Raw genomic sequence first — 19733 nt, 5'->3', positions numbered from 1 at the left:
AGTCGGCCCGTCCGACTTCCTACGCAGCACCTCAACTCCGTTGCGCCGGATACCCTTTCGGGGGATTGCTCGGCCGGTTTCCGGGCAGCTCCGCGCGCAGTCGGGCAGAGTGGCGCCGGGCCCCTCCGCGGGCCCGTGTGCCCTACCGGAGGAAGGACACCCATGCGCACCTCCCCGTCCCGGCTCGTCCGCACCGGCAGCACCCTTGCATCACTCGCCCTGGCGGCCGTCCTCGCGACCGCCACCACGGCCTCCGCCGCCGTGCCGTCGCTGCAGATCGACGACGGCACCACCGTCAGCTCCCGGCAGGTCACCGTCGGGCAGTGCGTCAACCCCTCGCTGACCACCCACATCCACAGCATCGCGGTGGGAAGCCGGGCGGGCAGCGGCAGCATGACCGTCTTCCAGTCCCGCAACTGCACCGGCAACGTCATCCGGCAGGGCCAGAGCCCCATGTTCTTCAACCCCCCGGCCTCGATCGGCTCCGTCCGAATCGACTCCGCCCCCTGACCACCAGGCACGGGAAGTCGGCCCCGCCGACTTCCGGTGCGGCACCAACCCGGTTACCGCTTCTGGCGAGGTTGCTTGATCTTGATCTGGCCGGCGCGCGGATGCCCGACTGTGACTGCCATCCCCTCCTATGACCGCGGTGTGCTGTGCCAGTGCCACGTGGTGAGACGAGGGTGCCCCGGCAGTTCGGCGCGGCCGGTGGCCCACAACAGGGTGAGCCAGGGATCCGCGCCGCCCGGAGCCTCAGGAAACAGACGGGCGAGCACCCGCGAGCAGAGAGCGGAGGGCGGGGTCCAGGCAAGCCCGAAGCCTTCCGCCACATCGTGCATGTGTACCAGCGTCTCTACCACCCCCATCGCCGCAAAGCCTTCAGGATCCGACACCCCGGCGGCGTGGTGGGCTCGGACCCGGGGCGGCGTCGTACGCACCATGGCGACCAGCAGCGCGCCGCACGCCTCCAGCACCTGCACCAGGCCGACCGGACCCGCGTCACGCTCCGCGAAGAGGAAGTACGCGGGTCCGTCCGGCCTCTTCCGGTGCAACGCGAAGGGCACATGGGTGTCCAGCGGCGGGCTCTGCGGTCCCAGCTGCACGGCGTAGTACAACAGGTCGTTGGCGAGGTGCTCGACGGTCTCCCAGCAGTCCCAGTCCAGCGAACCGGCCTTACCGCCCCACCCCTCTGCGGGTGCGTCCGCAAGGATGCCCACCGCGAGCCGCACGGCAAGGTCGACGTCGTCCGCGGTGACGGGAGACAACGCTGATCCCGTTTCGACTGATGGAGACATGGCAGCACCGTACCGCGAGGAAAGAGGGCTACCCCGTCCAGCTTCCAAGGATCCAGGACCGGCTCGACGGGTCGATCCGCAGCCGCCCGGCGGCCGCCGCCCCGCGCGAGGCACACCCCGCCGAAAACCGGATGTCGGCGTGGCGATGAGTTTTCCGGCCCGGACCGGTCTACATCTCGACCGGAACACCCGGAACACCCGGAACGACCGGGACACGACCGGACGACCGACTCATCGGGAGCACAGACATGGGCCTCATCCAGATCGAACTGTTCGCGACCCTCGACCTCGTCGGGCAGGCGCCCGGCGGCCCCGACGAGGACCCTGAGGGGTTCCCGTTCGGCGGCTGGCAGGCGCCCCTCATGAGCGAGGCCACCGGGGCGCAGATCCTCGCCGCGTACGAGGGCACGGACGCGCTGCTGCTCGGCCGGCGCACCTACGACCTCTTCGCCTCCTACTGGCCGGAGCAGAAGGAGGGCGAGATCGCCGAGCTCTTCAACCGCGTCCCGAAGTACGTGGCCTCCCACGGCACGCCCGAGCTCCCGTGGGCCGGGTCCACCCAGCTCGGCCCGGACCTCGCCGGTGCGGTGCGCGAGCTGCGCGAGCGGCACGAGCAGGTGAGGGTCGTCGGGAGCCTGAACCTGGTGCAGTCCCTGCTGCGGGAGAAGCTCTTCGACCGGCTCGACCTCTGGGTGCACCCGATCGTGCTCGGCGTCGGGAAGAAGGTCTTCGACGGCGGCGCGGTGCCCTCGAACCTCACGCTCCTCGCGCCGCCGGTGGCCGGTCCGCAGGGCACCGTGTACCTGCGGTACGGGCTCGCCGAGGGCACGCCGAGGACGGGCGACATGAGCCTGCCCGACCGCGGCCTCGGGTCCGACGGCGCCCGGTGATCCGATGACCACCGTCCACGCCAACGGGGTCGCCCTCGGCATCGAGTCGTTCGGTGCCGACGACGCGCCGCTCGTCCTGCTCGCGGGCGGGCCGACGATGCTCTCCTGGCCCGACGCGCTGTGCGAGCGCCTCGCCGCCGGCGGGCGCCGGGTGGTGCGCTACGACCTGCGCGACAGCGGGGAGTCGACGACGAAGGATCCGGAGGCGCCCGACTACACCCTGCGCGACCTCGCCGCCGACGCGGCGGCCCTGGTCGACGTGCTCGGCGGGGCGCCCGCGCACCTGGCGGGGATCGGCGTCGGTGGGATGGTCGCCCAGGTGGCCGTGCTCGACCGTCCGGGGGCGTTCGCGGCGCTCACCCTGGTCGGCACCCGCCCGGTCGCCCCGGGCCCGCCCGACGACGACCTCCCCGACCACGACCGGGCGACGATGGGCCGGCTGTTCGCGCGCCCGATGCCCGACTGGGGCGACCGCGGAGCGGTCATGGAGTTCGCCGCGGTCGGCGCGGAGATCCGCGGCGACGACCCGGCCGCCGCGCGCGCACTGGCCGCGCGCATCTGGGACCGTACGCCCGGTGTCGCGCCGCCGGTCCAACTGGCCAACCAGCTGGGCCTGGTGTTCTCCCGGCTGGACTGCCGGCCCCGCTGGCGCGAGCGCCTGCCCGGGATCGACGTCCCCACGCTCGTCGTCCACGGCCGCCACGACCGGTTCTTCCCGGTCGGCAACGCCGAGGCCATCGCGCGCGAGGTCCCCGGGGCACGGCTGCTGGTCCTCGACGGGGCCGCCACCGCGATCGCCGCCGCGGCGGTCGGCGAGGTCGCCGGGGCGATGCTCTCCCTCGGGCCGGGGGCCGGGGCCAGGTAGGCGCGCACGTGAGGCGCGCACGTGAGGCGCGCACGTGAGGCGCGCACGTGAGGCGCGCACGTGAGGCGCGCACGTGAGGCGCACACGGCGAGGCGCACCCGTTCAGGCGCCATGGTGCTGCACAGGAAGTCGGCCTTCCCGACTTTCTGTGCAGCACCATTCGCAACCAGCGGCGGTGCGTCAGACCACGGCGAGCCGGTCCACCAGCAGCCCCACCCGCTGCTCGGCGTACTCCGACGGGAGCCGTCCCGCCCGGGTCAGGGTGGCCAGTCCGTGCAGGGAGGCCCAGAACATCTCGGTGAACACCCCCGGGTGGACGCCCTCCCCGGCGACCTCGCCGAGGCTTTCCAGCAGGGCGGCGAAGGCGTCCTTCAGCGGCTCGGGGGTGGACTCCTGCGCGAAGTCCAGGCCGCCGTCGAGCTGGAACAGGGCGTCGTAGACCGCCGGGTTGCGGGCGGCGAAGTCGAGGTAGGCGCGGGCGAGGGCGGTGACCCGGGCGCGCGGGCCGTCCGCGGCGGAGGTCGCGGCCCGCAGTGCCGCGGCCATCTCGGTGGCGCCTTCGAGGGCGACGGCGCCGATGATCTCGCGCTTGCCGCGGAAGTGGCTGTAGAGGACGGGCTGGCTGTACTCGATGCGCTCGGCGAGCCGGCGGGTGGTGACCGCGTCCCAGCCCTGCTGCTCGGCGAGTTCGCGGGCCGTCGCCACGATGAGGCGTTCCCGCTCGGCCCGTTCGCGCTGCTTTCGTTCCTGTACCGACATGACTCGATTCTAGCACTGCTAGACATTCGAGCGGCAGCAGGACTAGCATTGCCTCACCAGCTAGCAGCGCTAGATTCTTGGAGGGGTCATCATGCTCGACGCACTCAAGGTCGTCACCGTCGTGGTCGTCGGAGTGATGGTGGGGGTGGAGTTCTCCGTCGCCTTCATCATCAACCGGATCTTCAACGCACTCCCCGAGGACAGCGGCCAACTCGGCCGCGCCCACGGGGGCCGGATGCTCGGCGCCCTGATGCCGTTCTGGTACATCGGCTCGCTCGTCCTCGCCGCGGTCTGGGCCGTCGCCGGCTGGCACCAGCACGGCACCGGCCTCGTCCTCACCGCCGCCGGGCTGCTGATCGTCAGCGTGCTCATGTCGGTCCTGCTGCTCGTCCCGATCAACAACCGGAGCAAGACCTGGACCCCGGAGAACCGGCCCGCGGACTGGAAGGAGCAGTCGGAGCGCTGGGACCGCTACCACTACGCCCGCGTCGCCGTCATCATCGCCGCCTTCGCCCTGCTCGCCGCCGCCCTCGTCTGAGCCCGCGGGCCGACAGCGCACTCGTGGCCACCCCCTTCGACCCGGCCCGCGCCGTCCCAAGACGCTCCAGGACACCCGAAGACGCCCCACTCGCACGGGAAGTCGGCCCCGCCGACTTCCCGTGCGGCATTTCCGGCGCTCAGCCGCAGCCGGAAGCCTCAGGCCGACTGCTGGGACATCCAGCTGAAGGCGTCCTCCGTCCGCCGCGCCAGTGCACCGGTCCGCCAGGAGTCCGTGATGTCGGTCCACCTTTCCAGGCGCGCATCGAGGGCACTGCCCTCCACCGTCTGGTCGTACCAGAGGGTGAAGGTGTAGACCCTGCCCTCGGCGGAGACGACCCGGCCGTCCTCGTGGTCGAGGCCGCCCTGCAGGAGGTCCACCACGACGGTCTCGTCAGGGTCGAGCCCCTGCTCCCGCAGCAGCTCGCGCAGCCGGACCCAGAGGTCGAAGGAGCTGGTCCGCAGGAGTTCGGTGTACTGCACCACGATGCTCGCCGTCATGGGCCGAGTCTTCCAGCCCACCACCGGCCGGATCTTCGCCACCTCCCCCGGTGAAGGGGTGGCCGGCGCCCTCCGGGAGGATGTGACACCGCATCGCCCCACCAAGTCCGGACGCACGACCAGGAGTTCCGACATGAGATCCGACCTGAGATCCGGCCCGGGTCTCGACCCGAGTTTCGCCAACCACCGGGTCGTCATCACCGCGGCCGGCCGCGACTTCGGGCGCACCCTGGCCATCCGGCTCGCGGACCTCGGCGCCGAGGTCTATCTCTCCGCCCGCACCTCCGCCGCCGCCGAGCGGGTCCGGGACGAGATCCGTGGCCGGGGGAACCAGCGCGTCCACGCCTTCGCCTGCGACCTGACGGACCCCGCCTCGATCCGCGACTTCGCAGCCGAAGTCGGCCGGCACACCGACCACATCGACGTACTGATCAACAACGGCTCCCGCTACCTCGCCGGCCCGGACCTCCTGTCCGCCGGCGACGACGACGTCATCGACACCATCGCCTCCGGCGCCACCGGCACCGTCCTGACCGTGAAGAACTTCCTCCCGCTCCTGCTCAACTCGGACAAGCCGGACGTGGTGACCATGGTCTCCGCCTGCGGAACCGCCGGGCACCACCGGTCCGAGGCGCACGACGCCTTCTACGCGGCCAAGAGCGCCCAGGCGGGGTTCGTCGACATCCTCTCCAAGCGCCTGCGGCCGCAGGGAGTTCGGGTGATCTCCCTCTACCCGCCCGACTTCGACAACCCCGACCCGCTCAGCGAGGAGTGGGAGACCACACCGCGCGGGGCCGAGGACGCCCTCACAGCGCAGTCGCTCGTGGACTGCGTCCTCTTCGCCGTCGGTCAGCCCCGCGACTGCTTCATCAAGTCGTTCCACTTCGAACAGGTCTGAGAGCCCATGCCCTACGTCATCCGCCGGATCAACAGCAGCGAGCACCGGCGGCTCCGGGCGATCAGGCTGGCGGCGCTGCGCGACGCCCCCACCGCCTTCAGCTCCTCCTACGCCGACACCGCCGCCCTCCCCGACGACGCCTGGCGCCGGCAGGCCGCCGTCGAGGCCTCCGCCGAGGAGTCCGCCACCTTCGTCGCCACCGTCGCGATCGACTCCACCGACTCCACCGACTCCACCGACGCGACCGACGCGACCGACGCCACCGACGCCACCGGGGACTGGATCGGCATCGCCGGCGTCGGGCCCCTCCCGGACGTCCCGGACCACGTCCACGTCCACTCGGTCTACGTGGCCCCGCAGCACCGCGGGCCCGCCGGCCCGGCCGCCGACCTGATGCGGGCGGTCATCCGCCACGCCCAGGAGCACACCGCCGTACGCTGGTTGACCCTCGGCGTGCGCGAGGACAACCAGCGCGCGTTCGCCTTCTACCGGCGGCTCGGCTTCGAACCCACCGGCAAGGTGGTGCCCTTCGGCCCCAACCCCGCCGAGCAGCTCATCATCCTGGGCTACCCGGACTTCCGGACCGCTCCGGCTTCCGCCTGAGCGAGCCCGCCGACTCCGCCCCGGAGACTCGGGCCCCGAGCTGCCGCCGCCACTCCGACGGGCTGGCCCCGCGGGCCCGTTTGAACGCCACGCTGAACGCGAACGCGTCCGCGTACCCCACCTCGTGGGCCACGGCGGCGACGGTCGCCTCGGTGTCCCGCAGCAGGTCCGCCGCCAGGACCATCCGCCAGCCGGTCAGGTAGGTGAGCGGGGGCTCGCCGACCGCGGCGGTGAAGCGTGCGGCGAAGCCGGCCCGGGACTGACCGACCCGGGCGGCCAGTTCGGCGACCGTCCAGCGGTGCGCCGGGTCCTCGTGCAGCAGGCGCAGCGCGTCGCCGACCGCCGGGGTGCCCAACGCACTGCACCAGGAGGGGAGTTCGGCCTGCGGTCGGGCGCACCAGGCGCGCAGGGCCAGCACCAGGACGAGGTCCAGCAGCCGGTTGAGCACGGCGTCCTGCCCGGGCTCCTCCTGGGCCACCTCGGCGGCGAGCAGGTCCAGCGCCGCCCGGGTGCGGGGACCGGCGGGCGCCACGGCCAGCGGCGGGAGCATGCCGAGCAGCCGCTCGCCCACGTCGCCGCGGAGCTCGTACGCGCCGCGGAGCAGGGTGGTGGCGCCCGGCAGCCCGTCACCGAAGGTCCGGGGGGCCAGGCTCTGCTGGACCGGTCCCGGCCCGTGGACGAAGTGCTTGGTGCCGCCGCGGATCACCACCTGCGGTGGGGTGTCCGGGGCGTCGGCGATGGTGTACCGGCCGGTGCCGCTGACCAGCGCGATGTCCCCGGCCGCCAATCGCACCGGCGCGACCCCCGGCACGTCGTCGAGCCGGACCGACGCCTGCCCGCCGAGGGCGGCCACGACCGTGAGCGGAGGGGCGTCGGCGAAGGTCATCGACCACGGCGGCCGCTGGATCAACTGCCGGATCCGCGCGTTCCTGGCACGGGCCCGGTGCAGCAGATCGCTCAGGACGTCCATACCGGCCCACGCTAGACGATCACAAAGGGATCGGCGACGTTCGCCCATGGATCGTCTGCCCGCACCGGAGTTGTCTGGAGGGCATGACGAACATCCTCATCCTCGGCGGCACCGGCACCACCGGCCGCCGCATCGCCCGCCGCCTGACGGCCCAGGGCCGGCCGGTCCGTACGGCCTCCCGCACCGGCGGCGACGTCCGCTTCGACCTGGCCGACCCCGCGACCTGGGCGCCCGCGCTCGACGGCGCCACCGCCGCCTACCTCCTGGAGCCCGAGCCGAGGCCCGGCCGGGACCCGCGGGCCCGCATCCCGCAGCTGGTCACCGAGGCGGTCGCGGCCGGCGTACGGCGGCTGGTGCTGCTCTCCGCCCACGGCGTCGACGAGGCCGACGACGGCCACCCGCTCAAGGCCACCGAACGGGCCGTGCGCGACAGCGGCGTCGACTGGACCGTCCTGCAACCCGGCTGGTTCGCCCAGAACTTCACCGAGTCCTTCTGGCTCTCCGGCGTCCTCTCCGGCACCCTCGCCATGCCCACCGGCGACGGGCGCACGCCCTTCATCGACGCCGAGGACATCGCCGAGGTCGCCGCCGCGGCACTCACCGACGAGCGCCACAGCGGCCGGACGTACCGACTGACCGGCCCACGGGCGCTCAGCCTCGGCGAGGCGGCCGACCTGATCACCGCCGCCACCGGCCGGACGGTCCGCCACCTCGACGTCGACCCGGACGCCTTCACGGCCGGGCTGGTCGCCGACGGCACGCCCCCCGACGTCGCCGCCTTCCTCACCGGCCTGCTGCTGCACATCCGCGACGGCCGGGTCGCGGACGTCTCCGACGGCGTGGAACGGGCCCTCGGCCGGCCGGCCCGCTCCTTCGAGTCCTTCGTCACCGAGGCCGCCGCCGCAGGCCACTGGGACTGAGCGGTACCGCCAACCCGGCCGCACAGGAAGTCGACTCCGCCGACTTCCCGTGCGGCGCCCCGGTCGGTCGCGCCGTCAGTGGGTGCGCGAGGGCGGCGTGGGGGTGCCCATCGACTGCCCCGGGCGCAGGATCGGGGTGGGAGTCTGGACGGGGCTGCAGGTCAGAACCCTGCCGGCCGCGTCGTGGATGCAGGTCGCATCCGGGTCCGGCCCCTGCCGCTTGGTCGCACAGTCGGTACACGCCACCGGCGGCTCGTTCTGCGGCTCGATCCCGGACTCCGCCTTGGGCCTCGCGGCTGCCGCGCTGCCCTGCGGCTTGGTGGGAGGAGCTGCGGTGCCCTTCGCGGCCGGCTTCGGGGGCGCGGCCGGAGCGCTGGTCTCCGGCTCGTCCGCCTCCGGGGAGGCCGGCACCGGCTCCGGCGTCACGGTCGGCGTCTCGGTCGGCGCCGGCGTCACAGCCGGTGTCTCAGAGGGAGCCGCAGTCGGCGCCGCAGTGGCCGTAGCCGTCGGGCTCACCGCCGCACCGGGCGTCACCACCGCAGCCGGCCCCGCCGCTCCGCCCCCGCCACCGCCGCCCGACAGCGCCCACACCGACCCGCCGACCACCAGCACCGCCGCCAGTGCCGCCGGACCCACCACCCGGGCCCGCAGGAATCCCCGCCGCTCCGCCGTACCCGCTTCCGGCGCCACCGCTCCACCCATCGCCACTCCCCCGGCTCCGCTCCGCACCGCGCCCCTGCGCGACGGACCGCCAGATCGTAGCGGCGGGCCCGGACACTCCTCGCGCCCGGGCCCGTCCGAAGATCACCACGTCAGTGATCACCACGTCAGTGATCACCGCATCAGTGATCACCGCGTCAGTGATCACCACGTCAGTGATCACCGCGTCAGTGCGCGGCGGCCTCCCAGTTCGCCCCGACGCCCACCGAGACGTCCAGCGGGGCGCGCAGCGGGTAGGCGCCGGCCATCTGCTCGCGGACGATCGCCTCGACCGGCTCGCGCTCGCCCGGGGCCAGCTCCAGCACGATTTCGTCGTGCACCTGGAGCAGCATCCGGGAGCCGAGCCCGGCCGCGCGCAGCGCGTCGTCCACCCGCAGCATGGCGATCTTGACGATGTCGGCGGCCGAGCCCTGGATCGGGGCGTTGAGGGCCATCCGCTCGGCCATCTCGCGGCGCTGGCGGTTGTCGCTGTTGAGGTCCGGCAGGTAGCGGCGGCGGCCGAGCAGGGTCTCGGTGTAGCCGGTGGCGCGGGCCTCCTCGACGACCCGGTGCAGGTAGTCCCGCACGCCGCCGAAGCGCTCGAAGTAGGTGTCCATCAGGCCCTGGGCCTCGGCGGGCTTGATGTTGAGCTGCTGCGAGAGCCCGTACGCCGAGAGCCCGTACGCGAGGCCGTAGGACATCGCCTTGATCTTGCGCCGCATCTCCGCGTCCACCGAGCCGCCGGGGACCTCGAAGACCTGGGAGGCGACGGTGGTGTGGAGGTCCTCGCCGGAGGCGAAGGCCTCGATCAGGGCCTCGTCCTCGGACAGGTGCGCCATGATCCGCAGTTCGATCTGCGAGTAGTCGGCGGTGAGCAGCGACTCGTAGCCGGTGCCGACGACGAAGGCGCGGCGGATGGCCCGGCCCTCCTCCGTCCGGACCGGGATGTTCTGCAGGTTCGGGTCCTGGGAGGAGAGCCGGCCGGTGGCGGCGACCATCTGGTTGAAGGTGGTGTGGATCCGGCCCTGCGGCGAGACCGTCTTGAGCAGGCCCTCGACGGTGGTGCGCAGCTTGGCCTGGTCGCGGTGGCGCAGCAGGATGACCGGCAGCTCGTTGTCGGTCTGGGTGGCGAGCCAGGTGAGGGCGTCGGCGTCGGTGGTGTAGCCGGTCTTGATCTTCTTGGTCTTGGGGAGGGCGAGTTCGCCGAAGAGGATCTCCTGCAGCTGCTTGGGCGAGCCGAGGTTGAACTCGCGCCCGGCGGCGGCGTGGGCCTCCTCGACGCAGCGCTGGATCTCGGCGGCGAACTGGGCTTCGAGCCGGGTGAGCCAGTCGCGGTCGGCGGCGATGCCGTAGCGCTCCATCCGGGCGAGCAGCGCGGCGATGGGCAGTTCCATGTCGTGCAGCAGCCCGGCGGCGCCGACCTCGGCGAGGCGGGTGTCGAAGAGCGCGGCGAGGTCGAGGACGGCGCGGGCCTGGAGCATCAGCGCCTGGGCGTGCGCGGTCGGGTCCTCCTCGGGGGCGTCGAAGGCGAGTTGGCCGCTCTCGGACGCCGGGGCGGGGGTGAGGGAGCGGGCCAGGTACTCCTCGGCGAGCACCTCCAGGGTGAAGGTGCGGCGGCCGGGCTTCTCCAGGTAGGCGGCGAGCGCGGTGTCGGCGGCGACGCCGGCGATGGTCCAGCCGCGCTCGGCGAAGGCGCGCATGACCTGCTTGGCGATGTGCAGGGCCTTGGGGGCGGCCGGGTCGGCGAGCCAGCCGGCGAAGGCCCGCTCGTCCTCCTCGGCGAGCTGCGCCGGGTCGAACCAGGCGGCCGACTCCCCTACGGCGAGGGCGACTTCGGTGACCTCGCCGGCACCGAGGGCCCACTGGTAGACGGCGGCCAGCGCGACCGGCGCCTTGCCGTCGGAGGCGTGCTCGCGCAGCCAGGCGGCCAGCGTGCCCGGATCGGTGAGCAGTTCGCCGTCGACCTCGACGCCGGGGGCGAGTTCGGCGGCCTCCTCCTCGCCGGCGGACGGGTCGACCCCGAACACCCGGTCGCGGAAGTTGGCGTTGCGGAACTCCAGCGACTCCATCAGGGTGCCGACGGCGGCCCGGTCGAAGGGCTGCCGGGCCAGGTCGGGGACGCCCAGCGGGAGTTCGACGTCGCGGACCAGCTCGGTGAGCACCCGGTTGCGCTTGACCGAGTCGAGGTTGTCGCGCAGCTTCTCGCCGATCTTGCCCTTCACCTCGTCGGCGCGGGCGACGAGTTCGTCGAAGGAGCCGAACTGGTTGACCCACTTGGCGGCGGTCTTCTCGCCGACGCCGGGGATGCCGGGCAGGTTGTCGGACGGGTCCCCGCGCAGGGCCGCGAGGTCGGGGTACTGGCGGGGGGTGACGCCGTACTTCTCGGTGACCTTCTCCGGGGTGAAGCGGGTGAGTTCGGAGACGCCCTTGGTCGGGTAGAGCACGGTGACGTGGTCGGTGACGAGCTGGAGCGAGTCGCGGTCGCCGGTGACGATGTCGACGTCGTAGCCGGCCGCCTCGGCGGCGGTGGCCAGGGTGGCGATGATGTCGTCGGCCTCGAAGCCCTCGACCGTCATCCGCGGGATGTTCATGGCGTCGAGCAGTTCGCCGATCAGGCCGATCTGGCTCTTGAACTCGTCCGGCGTCTTGGCCCGATTGGCCTTGTAGTCGGGGAACTCGGCGGAGCGGAAGGTCTGCCGGGAGAGGTCGAAGGCGACGGCGAGGTGGGTGGGCTGTTCGTCCCGGACGGTGTTGGCGAGCATCGACGCGAAGCCGTAGACCGCGTTGGTGGGCTGGCCGGTGGAGGTGTTGAAGTTCTCCACGGGCAGGGCGTAGAAGGCCCGGTAGGCCATCGAGTGCCCGTCGAGCAGCATCAGCCGGGGCCGCGGGCCGGCCCCGCCGCCACCCGTCGCGCCCTTGTCCGTACTCTGCGTAGCCACGTCAACGTCCGTTCCTGCCGATTCCACTACCGGCCCCCGATCCTATGGCCCGGCACCGACAAAAGGGGCGCCGCGCCGGTCCGGCCGGGCCCGCTACCAGCGAGTAGGACGGTCGTACGATCTCAGGCAGCACGACGGCAGCACGACCACGCGAACCCCGAACGGCAGGAGCTCCCCCCATGACCGACGCGGCCCCCGGCAACGCCCCCGGCAACGCCACCGAGAGCGCTCCCGGCAACGCCTCCGTCCTCAAGGTCCCGCAGGACGTGCTGGACCACTTCGCCAAGCTCGGGGTCGACCCGGAGACCTTCTCCGGCGGCCACCTCGGCGAGAAGCTCGGCATCCGGATCGTCGAGGCCTCCGGTGACCGCGTGGTCGGCACCATGCCGGTCGACGGCAACCAGCAGCCGTACGGGCTGCTGCACGGCGGCGCGTCGGCCGCGCTGGCCGAGACGCTCGGCTCGATCGGCGCGATGCTGCACGCCGGTCCGGGCCGGTACGCGGTGGGCGTGGACCTCAACGCCACCCACCACCGCTCGGCCACCTCCGGCCTGGTCACCGGGGTGGCGACGGCGGTGTTCAAGGGCCGCACGGCCGCCACGTACGAGATCGCGATCACCGACGACACCGGCAAGCGGGTCACCAGCTGCCGGCTCACCTGCATGCTGCGCGACCTGTAGGGCGTGCCCTCGAACTCCCTGGTCGGATCCCAACAGTCCTGCGCCCGCGAACAGTTGCGGTGCGGACAACATCAAATCCCTTTCCCGCCCCCTTGTTTGACCGTCCGCCGCCCTGGGCAGGCGTTGGTCTGGACAAGGGGGCGTCGGCATGCCCGGCCGCTGCTCGGCGGTGCGCCCGGCACTCTCCCCGCGCCTGTGACACTGCGTAACAGGTAGGAAATCCAAGCAAGCAGCGGCTCCGCGGCCCAGAGCGCCCCGGGGCCCCTTCGCCGCGCCCTCCTCGTCCGAAATGCGGACGTTCACGGTCGAAAGCAGCACGCCGGACGGCAGTGTCCGATTATCGACCGTGCCAGCTGCAACCCGCATTTCTGGCCCTTACATCTCTCTACCAGCAAGTAAACGCCCGGGAGTTCAGGATCGGTCGAGCCGAAACTTCCACATGCTGAGACAATTGCTCCGTGTGCTCATAACAAGAGAATCACAGCCTGCTCGCAGCACTGCCCGAGCCGCCCAACGACGCCTAGAGTCACGGCCAGTCACCGCGCCACCGGATTGGGCCAGGCCCTCCGCGCACCCCGGCTCCCGCCACTCAGGCGCGGGCGCCTCCTGAACCGAAGGGGACCCTCGTGCGTCATCGTTCAGCCGTTGTCGTGAGCATTGCCGTGATCGGCGCCCTCAGCCTCACCGCCTGCGGCTCCCGCGGCGGGAAGTCCGGCGACAACGCCGGCGGCAAGGACAGCAACTCCTCCACCACCGTCGTCATCGGCGTCGACGCCCCGCTCACCGGCGACCTCTCCGCCCTCGGCCTCGGCATCCGCAACTCCGTCGACCTCGCCGTCAAGAACGCCAACGCCAACAACGAGGTCCCCGGCGTCAAGTTCGAGGTCAAGGCCCTGGACGACACCGCCAAGCCCGCCCCCGGCCAGCAGAACGCCACCCAGCTGGTCAGCGACGCCAAGGTGCTCGGCGTCGTCGGCCCGCTCAACTCCAGCGTGGCGCAGTCGATGCAGCAGATCTTCGACGACGCCAACCTGACCGAGATCTCCCCCGCCAACACCGGCGTCGCCCTCAGCCAGGGCGAGAAGTGGGCCAGCGGCGACAAGAAGCGCCCCTTCAAGTCCTACTTCCGCACCGCCACCACCGACGCCGTCCAGGGCCCCTTCGCCGCCCAGTTCCTCTACAACGACGCCAAGAAGACCAAGGTCTTCCTGATCGACGACCAGAAGACCTACGGCGCCGGCCTCGCCTCCACCTTCAAGGGCGAGTTCACCAAGCTCGGCGGCACCCTGGCCGGCGAGGAGCACGTCAACCCGGACGACCGCGACTTCTCCGCCATCGTCACCAAGGTCAAGGCCTCCGGCGCCGACGCCGTCTACTACGGCGGCGAGTACCCGGCCGCCGGCCCGCTCTCCCTCCAGCTCAAGGACGCCGGCGTCAACATCCCGCTGATGGGCGGCGACGGCATCCAGAGCGCCGACTTCATCAAGCTCAACCCCAAGAGCCAGGGCGACTTCGCCACCGCCGTCGGCCTGCCCGTCGAGTCCCTGGACACCGCCAAGAAGTTCATCGCCGACTACAAGACCGCCGGCTACAAGGACGCCTACGAGACCTACGGCGGCTACTCCTACGACAGCGCCTGGGCCATCATCCAGGCCGTCAAGAACGTCGTGAAGGACAACAACGGCAAGCTCCCGAGCGGCGGCAACCTCCGCGCCACCGTCCGCGACGCCGTCCAGAAGGTCTCCTTCGACGGGGTCACCGGCAAGGTCTCCTTCGACGAGTTCGGCGACACCACCAACAAGCAGCTCACGGTCTACACCGTCAAGGACGCCAAGTGGGCCGTGGAGAAGTCCGGCACCTTCAACGGCTGAACCGGCCGCGACAGCTCACGGACTGACGGCCCGAAGCCCGCAACGGCCGACCCCACAGCCGCCGTTCCGACCCACCGCAGCACCCGCGCGGGGGCGCCACGAGTGCCCCCGCGCGCGCCCACATCCACCACCCACGCGGACACCCCCGAACGCACTACGGAGGCCCAGCGGTGCACGACCTACCGCAGCAGCTGGCCAACGGCCTGATCCTCGGCGCCCTCTACGGACTCGTCGCGATCGGCTACACGATGGTCTACGGCATCGTCCAGCTCATCAACTTCGCCCACGGCGAGATCGTCATGGTCGGCGGCTTCGGCGCCCTGACCGCCTACCTCGCCCTCCCCGGCGGCACCACCCTGTGGCTGGCCCTACCCCTCATGCTGATCGCCGGCATCCTGGTCTCCACCCTCACCGCCGTCGCCGCCGAGCGCTTCGCCTACCGGCCGCTGCGCAACGCCCCCCGGCTCGCCCCGCTGATCACCGCGATCGGGCTGTCCATCTTCCTGCAGCAGCTCGTCTTCTCCTTCTACCCCGACGCCAAGAAGGCCCGGGTCTTCCCCAAGATCCCCGGCGACCCCTTCAGCCTCGGCTCCGTCAGCATCCAGCGCAGCGACCTCTTCCTGATCATCGCCGCCCCGCTGTGCATGCTCGCCCTCGGCTGGTTCGTCACCCGGACCCGCTCCGGCCGCGCCATGCAGGCCACCAGCCAGGACCCGGACACCGCCAAGCTGATGGGCATCGACACCGACCGCATCATCGTCCTGGCCTTCGCCATCGGCGCCGCGTTCGCCGCCGTCGCCGCCATCGCCTACGGACTGCGCACCGGCCAGATCGACTTCCGGATGGGCTTCATCCTCGGCCTCAAGGCCTTCACCGCCGCCGTCCTCGGCGGCATCGGCAACATCTACGGCGCCATGCTCGGCGGCCTCGCCCTCGGCCTCGCCGAAACCATCGCCACCGGCTACATCCAGCACCTGCCCGGCATGCACCTCTTCGGGGGCGGCGCCTGGAAGGACGTCTGGGCCTTCGTACTCCTCATCCTCGTGCTCCTCCTCCGGCCGCAGGGCCTGCTCGGCGAGCGCGTCGCGGACAGGGCGTGACCACCATGACCACCACCAGCACCGAGACCACCCCGGTCATCCCCCTGCCCGCCACCGCCGCCACCGCCCTCACCGGCCTCGGCGCGCTCCTCACCGCCGGCTCCGCCGCCATGTCCTGGACCTGGACCAGCGACTTCCCCGGCGACCTCACCTACTTCGGCTCCCCGGCCGGCCTCCAGTGGCTGGCGATCGTCGCCGGCGTCGTCACCCTCGTCCTGCTGCTCGCCGGCCGCGGCGTCCCCGGCCTGCGCTGGGCCGCCCCCAGCCGCAGCGACAACGCCGTCCTGTACGCCGCCACCGGCGCCCTGGCCGTCGCCGCCTACTCCGTCGCCGCCATCTCGGTCGAACTCGGCGGACTGGCCAACCTCGAACCCGGCGGCTGGGTCCTCGCCGCCGGCGGGCTGCTCGGCGTCCTCGGCGCCCTCGGCCTCCCGCTCGACCGGCGCACCGCCGTCCCGCTGCGGATCCTCGACAAGCGACTGTTCCTGCTCGTCCCGGCCGCCCCCCTCGGCTGGCTCGGCGCCCACGCCATCCCCGAGGACAAGCCCGTCGCCCCGGTGATGACCGCCCTGGCCGGCGCCCTCGCCATCGCCGCCGGCGCCGTCCTGCTGCTCCAGCTCGGCCACCTCGCCAACACCTGGCTGCGCCTCGGGAAGATCGACCGCCCGCTGCCCGCGGCGCGCGAACTCCCGTCCTGGGTCGAGGTCCTGCTCATCGTGCTGGCCTTCGGGATCGGCCTGTTCGCGATCACCTTCGGCATCGACACCGAGTACGGCGAGCTCTTCGTCGGCTACCTGCTGCTGGCCGGCCCGACCATCGGCGCCCTCGCCAAGTCCGGGCTGCTGGGCCGGCTGCGCGCCCTGACCGTCAAGTACCGCCCGGTCACCACCGGCGCCGCCTTCGCCGCCGCCGCGAGCTTCCCGTTCACCCAGAACAGCGACCAGTACACCTCCGTCGCCACCAACATCCTGATCTTCGCCACCGTCGCCCTCGGCCTGAACATCGTCGTCGGCCTGGCCGGCCTGCTCGACCTCGGGTACGTCGCCTTCCTCGGCGTCGGCGCCTACGCGGCCGCCCTGGTCTCCGGCTCCCCCGCCTCGCCGATCCACGTCCAGTTCCCGTTCTGGGCCGCGATGCTCACCGGCGCCGCCGTCTCCATGGTCTTCGGCGTCCTGATCGGCGCCCCCACCCTGCGGCTGCGCGGCGACTACCTCGCCATCGTCACCCTCGGCTTCGGCGAGATCTTCCGCATCACCATGCTCAACCTCAACGGCACCACCGGCCCCAAGATCACCAACGGCTCCAACGGCATCCCGCGCATCCCCGACCTGGAGATCCTCGGCTTCGACCTCGGCAAGCCGCACACCATCGGCGGCATCGAACTCGGCCGCTTCTCCAACTACTACCTGCTGATGCTGCTGGTCACCGCCGTGGTCGTGCTGATCTTCGCCCGGGTCGGCAACTCCCGCATCGGCCGCGCCTGGGTCGCCATCCGCGAGGACGAGACCGCCGCCGAGGCCATGGGCATCAACGGCTTCCGGCTCAAGCTGCTCGCCTTCGCCCTCGGCGCGTGCCTGGCCGGCCTGGCCGGCACCGTCCAGGCGCACGTCAGCTACACCGTCACCCCCGACCAGTACACCTTCGCCGAGGCCCTGCCGCCCAACTCCGCCTTCCTGCTCGCCGCCGTCATCCTCGGCGGCATGGGCACCATCAGCGGCCCGCTGGCCGGCGCCACCCTGCTCTTCCTCATCCCGAAGAAGCTCGAATTCCTCTCCGACTACCAGCTCCTCGCCTTCGGCGCCGCCCTCATCATCCTGATGCGCGTCCGCCCCGAAGGCCTCATCCCGAACCGTCGCCGGCAGCTGGAGTTCCACGAAGCCGCCATCCCGGCCCAGTCCACCGGCGAACCGGGCGCACTCACCAAGGCAGGGGCGTGACCGACCAGATGACCACCGCAACGCCACTGCTCGACGTCACCGGCGTCACCATGCGCTTCGGCGGCCTCACCGCCGTCAACGACGTCTCCCTCACCGTCGGCGAGGGCGAGATCATCGGCCTCATCGGCCCCAACGGCGCCGGCAAGACCACCTTCTTCAACTGCCTCACCGGCCTGTACGTCCCCACCGAGGGCACCGTCCGCTACCGCGGCACCCAACTGCCGCCCAAGCCCCACCTGGTCACCCAGGCCGGCATCGCCCGCACCTTCCAGAACATCCGGCTCTTCGCCAACATGACCGTCCTGGAGAACGTCCTCGTCGGCCGGCACAGCCGCACCAAGGAAGGCATCTTCACCGCCATCCTCCGCGGCCCCCGCTACCACCGCGCCGAAGCCGAGAGCCGCGAGAAGGCCATGGAACTCCTCGCCTTCACCGGCCTCGCCGACAAGGCCGACCACCTCGCCCGCAACCTCCCCTACGGCGAACAGCGCAAGCTGGAGATCGCCCGCGCCCTCGCCTCCGACCCCGGCCTGCTGCTGCTCGACGAGCCCACCGCCGGCATGAACCCCCAGGAGACCCACGCCGCCGAGGAACTCGTCTTCGCCATCCGGGACCAGGGCATCGCCATCCTCGTCATCGAGCACGACATGCGGTTCATCTTCAACCTCTGCGACCGCACCGCCGTCCTCGTCCAGGGCCAGAAGATCGTCGAGGGCGACCGCGAGACCGTCCAGAACGACGAACGCGTCATCACCGCCTACCTCGGCGCCCCGCTCGAAACCCCCGCAGCACCGGAGGACCCCAAGTGACCGCGCTCCTCGAAGTCCAGGACCTCCGCGTCGCCTACGGCAAGATCGAGGCCGTCAAGGGCATCAGCTTCACCGTCGACCAGGGCGAGGTCACCACCCTCATCGGCACCAACGGCGCCGGCAAGACCACCACCCTGCGCACCCTCTCCGGCCTGCTCAAGCCCACCGCCGGCCGGATCACCTTCGAGGGCCAGGACCTCTCCACCGTCCCCGCCCACAAGATCGTCGCCCTCGGCCTCGCCCACTCCCCCGAAGGCCGGCACATCTTCCCCCGCATGACCATCGAGGAGAACCTCCTCCTCGGCGCCTTCCTGCGCAGCGACACCGCCGGCATCGCCGCCGACGTCGAGCGCGCCTACAGTCTCTTCCCCATCCTCGGCGAACGCCGCAAGCAGGCGGCGGGCACCCTCTCCGGCGGCGAGCAGCAGATGCTCGCGATGGGGCGGGCGCTGATGTCCCAGCCCAAACTGCTGATGCTGGACGAACCCTCGATGGGCCTCTCCCCGCTGATGATGCAGAAGATCATGTCCACCATCCTCGAACTCAAGGCCGCCGGCACGACCATCCTGCTGGTCGAACAGAACGCCCAGGCCGCCCTGTCGCTGTCCGACCAGGGCTACGTCATGGAGACCGGACGCATCGTCCTCTCCGGCACCGGCGCCGACCTCCTCCACGACGAGTCCGTCCGCAAGGCCTACCTCGGCGAGGACTGACCCCCATGCGAGAGGGGCCCGGCAGATCCGATCTGCCGGGCCCCTCTCGTCTTCGCTACTCCGCCTTGTCGGGCTCCTCGGCCTTCTTACGGTCCTGGGCCTCGCCCTCCTCGATGACCGCCTCGGCCACCGCCGCCATCGTCATCCGGCGGTCCATCGAGGTCTTCTGGATCCACCGGAAGGCCGCCGGCTCGTTCAGCCCGAACTTGGTCTGCAGCACGCTCTTGGCGCGGTCCACCAGCTTCCGGGTCTCCAGCCGCTGGGTGAGATCCCCGATCTCCTTCTCCAGCTCCCGCATCTCGGTGTACCGCGACACCGCCATCTCGATCGCCGGCACCAGGTCCGACTTCGAGAACGGCTTCACGATGTACGCCATCGCCCCCGCGTCCCGCGCCCGGTCCACCAGCTCCCGCTGCGAGAACGCCGTCAGCATCAGCACCGGCGCCAGGTGCCGCTCGTGGATCTGCTCAGCGGCGGACAGCCCGTCCAGCACCGGCATCTTCACGTCGAAGATCGCCAGATCCGGCTTCAGCTCCTCCACCAGCCGCACCGCCGTCGCCCCGTCCCCGGCTTCGCCGACGACCGTGTACCCCTCCTCTTCGAGCATCTCCTTCAGGTCGAGGCGGATCAGCGCCTCGTCCTCGGCGATCACAATCCGGGTGATCTGGGGCGATTCGGTCTCAAGCGGCTGTGCCTGCTCGTCGGCGGTGCTCACGGGGCTCCTAGTTCCGGCGGGGTCCTGCAGTA

General features: G+C 71.7%; 20 protein-coding genes. 13 read left to right on the top strand and 7 right to left on the bottom strand.

The window, feature by feature from the left end; translation table 11 throughout:
- Positions 1–162: 162 nt before the first annotated feature.
- Positions 163–510 (top strand): hypothetical protein, encoded by a 348-nt coding sequence (locus tag ACZ47G_RS34505; RefSeq protein ID WP_465749592.1) that lies wholly within the window; start codon positions 163–165, stop codon positions 508–510.
- Positions 511–638: 128 nt separating this feature from the next.
- Here ACZ47G_RS34505 and ACZ47G_RS34500 read toward each other — a convergent pair whose 3' ends face one another.
- On the bottom strand, positions 639–1295 hold the full coding sequence (locus ACZ47G_RS34500) for a hypothetical protein (protein WP_465749590.1): 657 nt from the start codon (positions 1293–1295) through the stop codon (positions 639–641).
- 248 nt (positions 1296–1543) lie between these two features.
- Here ACZ47G_RS34500 and ACZ47G_RS34495 point away from each other — a divergent pair, with 248 nt between their 5' ends.
- Positions 1544–2185, top strand: coding sequence for a dihydrofolate reductase family protein (locus tag ACZ47G_RS34495; protein WP_465749588.1), 642 nt, complete (start codon positions 1544–1546; stop codon positions 2183–2185).
- A 4-nt stretch (positions 2186–2189) separates the two neighbouring features.
- Positions 2190–3050: an alpha/beta fold hydrolase gene (locus tag ACZ47G_RS34490; RefSeq protein WP_465749586.1), complete on the top strand. Its 861-nt coding sequence runs from the start codon at positions 2190–2192 to the stop codon at positions 3048–3050.
- 180 nt (positions 3051–3230) lie between these two features.
- Here ACZ47G_RS34490 and ACZ47G_RS34485 read toward each other — a convergent pair whose 3' ends face one another.
- Positions 3231–3809 carry a TetR/AcrR family transcriptional regulator gene (locus ACZ47G_RS34485; protein WP_465749584.1) on the bottom strand — a complete coding sequence of 193 codons (579 nt, stop codon included), beginning with the start codon at positions 3807–3809 and terminating at the stop codon, positions 3231–3233.
- A gap of 91 nt (positions 3810–3900) precedes the next feature.
- On the opposite strand from ACZ47G_RS34485, the gene ACZ47G_RS34480 reads away from it, so the two are divergent.
- Positions 3901–4347, top strand: a complete 447-nt coding sequence (locus tag ACZ47G_RS34480) for an anthrone oxygenase family protein (RefSeq protein WP_465749582.1) — start codon at positions 3901–3903, stop codon at positions 4345–4347.
- Between the two features lie 158 nt (positions 4348–4505).
- Here the strand turns inward: ACZ47G_RS34480 and ACZ47G_RS34475 are convergent, their stop codons facing one another.
- Positions 4506–4847, bottom strand: coding sequence for a hypothetical protein (locus tag ACZ47G_RS34475; RefSeq protein WP_465749580.1), 342 nt, complete (start codon positions 4845–4847; stop codon positions 4506–4508).
- A 133-nt stretch (positions 4848–4980) separates the two neighbouring features.
- Here ACZ47G_RS34475 and ACZ47G_RS34470 point away from each other — a divergent pair, with 133 nt between their 5' ends.
- Positions 4981–5745, top strand: a complete 765-nt coding sequence (locus tag ACZ47G_RS34470) for an SDR family oxidoreductase (RefSeq protein ID WP_465749578.1) — start codon at positions 4981–4983, stop codon at positions 5743–5745.
- A 6-nt stretch (positions 5746–5751) separates the two neighbouring features.
- A complete protein-coding gene (locus ACZ47G_RS34465) occupies positions 5752–6348 on the top strand; it encodes a GNAT family N-acetyltransferase (RefSeq protein WP_465749576.1) in 597 nt (198 codons plus the stop codon).
- Here the strand turns inward: ACZ47G_RS34465 and ACZ47G_RS34460 are convergent.
- Positions 6302–7318, bottom strand: a complete 1017-nt coding sequence (locus ACZ47G_RS34460) for a helix-turn-helix domain-containing protein (RefSeq protein WP_465749574.1) — start codon at positions 7316–7318, stop codon at positions 6302–6304. The genes ACZ47G_RS34465 and ACZ47G_RS34460 overlap by 47 nt on opposite strands.
- A gap of 83 nt (positions 7319–7401) precedes the next feature.
- Here ACZ47G_RS34460 and ACZ47G_RS34455 point away from each other — a divergent pair, with 83 nt between their 5' ends.
- The gene (locus ACZ47G_RS34455; protein ID WP_465749572.1) at positions 7402–8238 is read left to right on the top strand and encodes an NAD(P)H-binding protein; all 837 of its coding nucleotides are present in this window, start codon (positions 7402–7404) and stop codon (positions 8236–8238) included.
- Between the two features lie 75 nt (positions 8239–8313).
- On the opposite strand, the gene ACZ47G_RS34450 is transcribed toward ACZ47G_RS34455, so the two are convergent.
- Together ACZ47G_RS34450 and polA are read right to left on the bottom strand one after the other, a co-directional pair.
- Positions 8314–8694, bottom strand: coding sequence for a hypothetical protein (locus tag ACZ47G_RS34450; RefSeq protein ID WP_465749570.1), 381 nt, complete (start codon positions 8692–8694; stop codon positions 8314–8316).
- A 431-nt stretch (positions 8695–9125) separates the two neighbouring features.
- Positions 9126–11810: a DNA polymerase I gene (gene polA, locus ACZ47G_RS34445; RefSeq protein ID WP_465749715.1), complete on the bottom strand. Its 2685-nt coding sequence runs from the start codon at positions 11808–11810 to the stop codon at positions 9126–9128.
- 245 nt (positions 11811–12055) lie between these two features.
- Between polA and ACZ47G_RS34440 the strand changes: the two genes are divergently transcribed.
- The 6 genes from ACZ47G_RS34440 to ACZ47G_RS34415 all read left to right on the top strand — a co-directional run bounded on the left by ACZ47G_RS34440 (position 12056) and on the right by ACZ47G_RS34415 (position 18986).
- On the top strand, positions 12056–12556 hold the full coding sequence (locus tag ACZ47G_RS34440) for a PaaI family thioesterase (protein ID WP_465749568.1): 501 nt from the start codon (positions 12056–12058) through the stop codon (positions 12554–12556).
- A 626-nt stretch (positions 12557–13182) separates the two neighbouring features.
- Complete coding sequence (locus tag ACZ47G_RS34435; protein ID WP_465749566.1) at positions 13183–14427, top strand: branched-chain amino acid ABC transporter substrate-binding protein; 1245 nt, start codon at positions 13183–13185, stop codon at positions 14425–14427.
- Positions 14428–14597: 170 nt separating this feature from the next.
- Positions 14598–15527, top strand: coding sequence for a branched-chain amino acid ABC transporter permease (locus ACZ47G_RS34430; RefSeq protein ID WP_465749565.1), 930 nt, complete (start codon positions 14598–14600; stop codon positions 15525–15527).
- A gap of 5 nt (positions 15528–15532) precedes the next feature.
- Positions 15533–17464 carry a branched-chain amino acid ABC transporter permease gene (locus ACZ47G_RS34425; RefSeq protein ID WP_465749713.1) on the top strand — a complete coding sequence of 644 codons (1932 nt, stop codon included), beginning with the start codon at positions 15533–15535 and terminating at the stop codon, positions 17462–17464.
- An 8-nt stretch (positions 17465–17472) separates the two neighbouring features.
- The gene (locus ACZ47G_RS34420) at positions 17473–18273 is read left to right on the top strand and encodes an ABC transporter ATP-binding protein (protein WP_465749711.1); all 801 of its coding nucleotides are present in this window, start codon (positions 17473–17475) and stop codon (positions 18271–18273) included.
- Complete coding sequence (locus tag ACZ47G_RS34415) at positions 18270–18986, top strand: ABC transporter ATP-binding protein (RefSeq protein ID WP_465749563.1); 717 nt, start codon at positions 18270–18272, stop codon at positions 18984–18986. Before ACZ47G_RS34420 ends, ACZ47G_RS34415 begins: the two co-directional genes overlap by 4 nt.
- Positions 18987–19041: 55 nt before the next feature.
- On the opposite strand, the gene ACZ47G_RS34410 is transcribed toward ACZ47G_RS34415, so the two are convergent.
- Complete coding sequence (locus ACZ47G_RS34410) at positions 19042–19701, bottom strand: ANTAR domain-containing response regulator (protein WP_465749561.1); 660 nt, start codon at positions 19699–19701, stop codon at positions 19042–19044.
- Between the last annotated feature and the right edge of the window lie 32 nt (positions 19702–19733).

The organism is Kitasatospora sp. NPDC030952 (assembly GCF_055571335.1).
Note: the sequence above shows the minus strand (reverse complement) of the source record. Positions and strands in the feature narration are given on the sequence as shown.

Coding starts and splice junctions, on each gene's coding strand:
- ACZ47G_RS34505 (WP_465749592.1), top strand. CDS start 163: ATGCGCACCTCCCCGTCCCGGCTCGTCCGCACCGGCAGCACCCTTGCA.
- ACZ47G_RS34500 (WP_465749590.1), bottom strand. CDS start 1,295: ATGTCTCCATCAGTCGAAACGGGATCAGCGTTGTCTCCCGTCACCGCG.
- ACZ47G_RS34495 (WP_465749588.1), top strand. CDS start 1,544: ATGGGCCTCATCCAGATCGAACTGTTCGCGACCCTCGACCTCGTCGGG.
- ACZ47G_RS34490 (WP_465749586.1), top strand. CDS start 2,190: ATGACCACCGTCCACGCCAACGGGGTCGCCCTCGGCATCGAGTCGTTC.
- ACZ47G_RS34485 (WP_465749584.1), bottom strand. CDS start 3,809: ATGTCGGTACAGGAACGAAAGCAGCGCGAACGGGCCGAGCGGGAACGC.
- ACZ47G_RS34480 (WP_465749582.1), top strand. CDS start 3,901: ATGCTCGACGCACTCAAGGTCGTCACCGTCGTGGTCGTCGGAGTGATG.
- ACZ47G_RS34475 (WP_465749580.1), bottom strand. CDS start 4,847: ATGACGGCGAGCATCGTGGTGCAGTACACCGAACTCCTGCGGACCAGC.
- ACZ47G_RS34470 (WP_465749578.1), top strand. CDS start 4,981: ATGAGATCCGACCTGAGATCCGGCCCGGGTCTCGACCCGAGTTTCGCC.
- ACZ47G_RS34465 (WP_465749576.1), top strand. CDS start 5,752: ATGCCCTACGTCATCCGCCGGATCAACAGCAGCGAGCACCGGCGGCTC.
- ACZ47G_RS34460 (WP_465749574.1), bottom strand. CDS start 7,318: ATGGACGTCCTGAGCGATCTGCTGCACCGGGCCCGTGCCAGGAACGCG.
- ACZ47G_RS34455 (WP_465749572.1), top strand. CDS start 7,402: ATGACGAACATCCTCATCCTCGGCGGCACCGGCACCACCGGCCGCCGC.
- polA (WP_465749715.1), bottom strand. CDS start 11,810: ATGCTGCTCGACGGGCACTCGATGGCCTACCGGGCCTTCTACGCCCTG.
- ACZ47G_RS34440 (WP_465749568.1), top strand. CDS start 12,056: ATGACCGACGCGGCCCCCGGCAACGCCCCCGGCAACGCCACCGAGAGC.
- ACZ47G_RS34425 (WP_465749713.1), top strand. CDS start 15,533: ATGACCACCACCAGCACCGAGACCACCCCGGTCATCCCCCTGCCCGCC.
- ACZ47G_RS34420 (WP_465749711.1), top strand. CDS start 17,473: ATGACCACCGCAACGCCACTGCTCGACGTCACCGGCGTCACCATGCGC.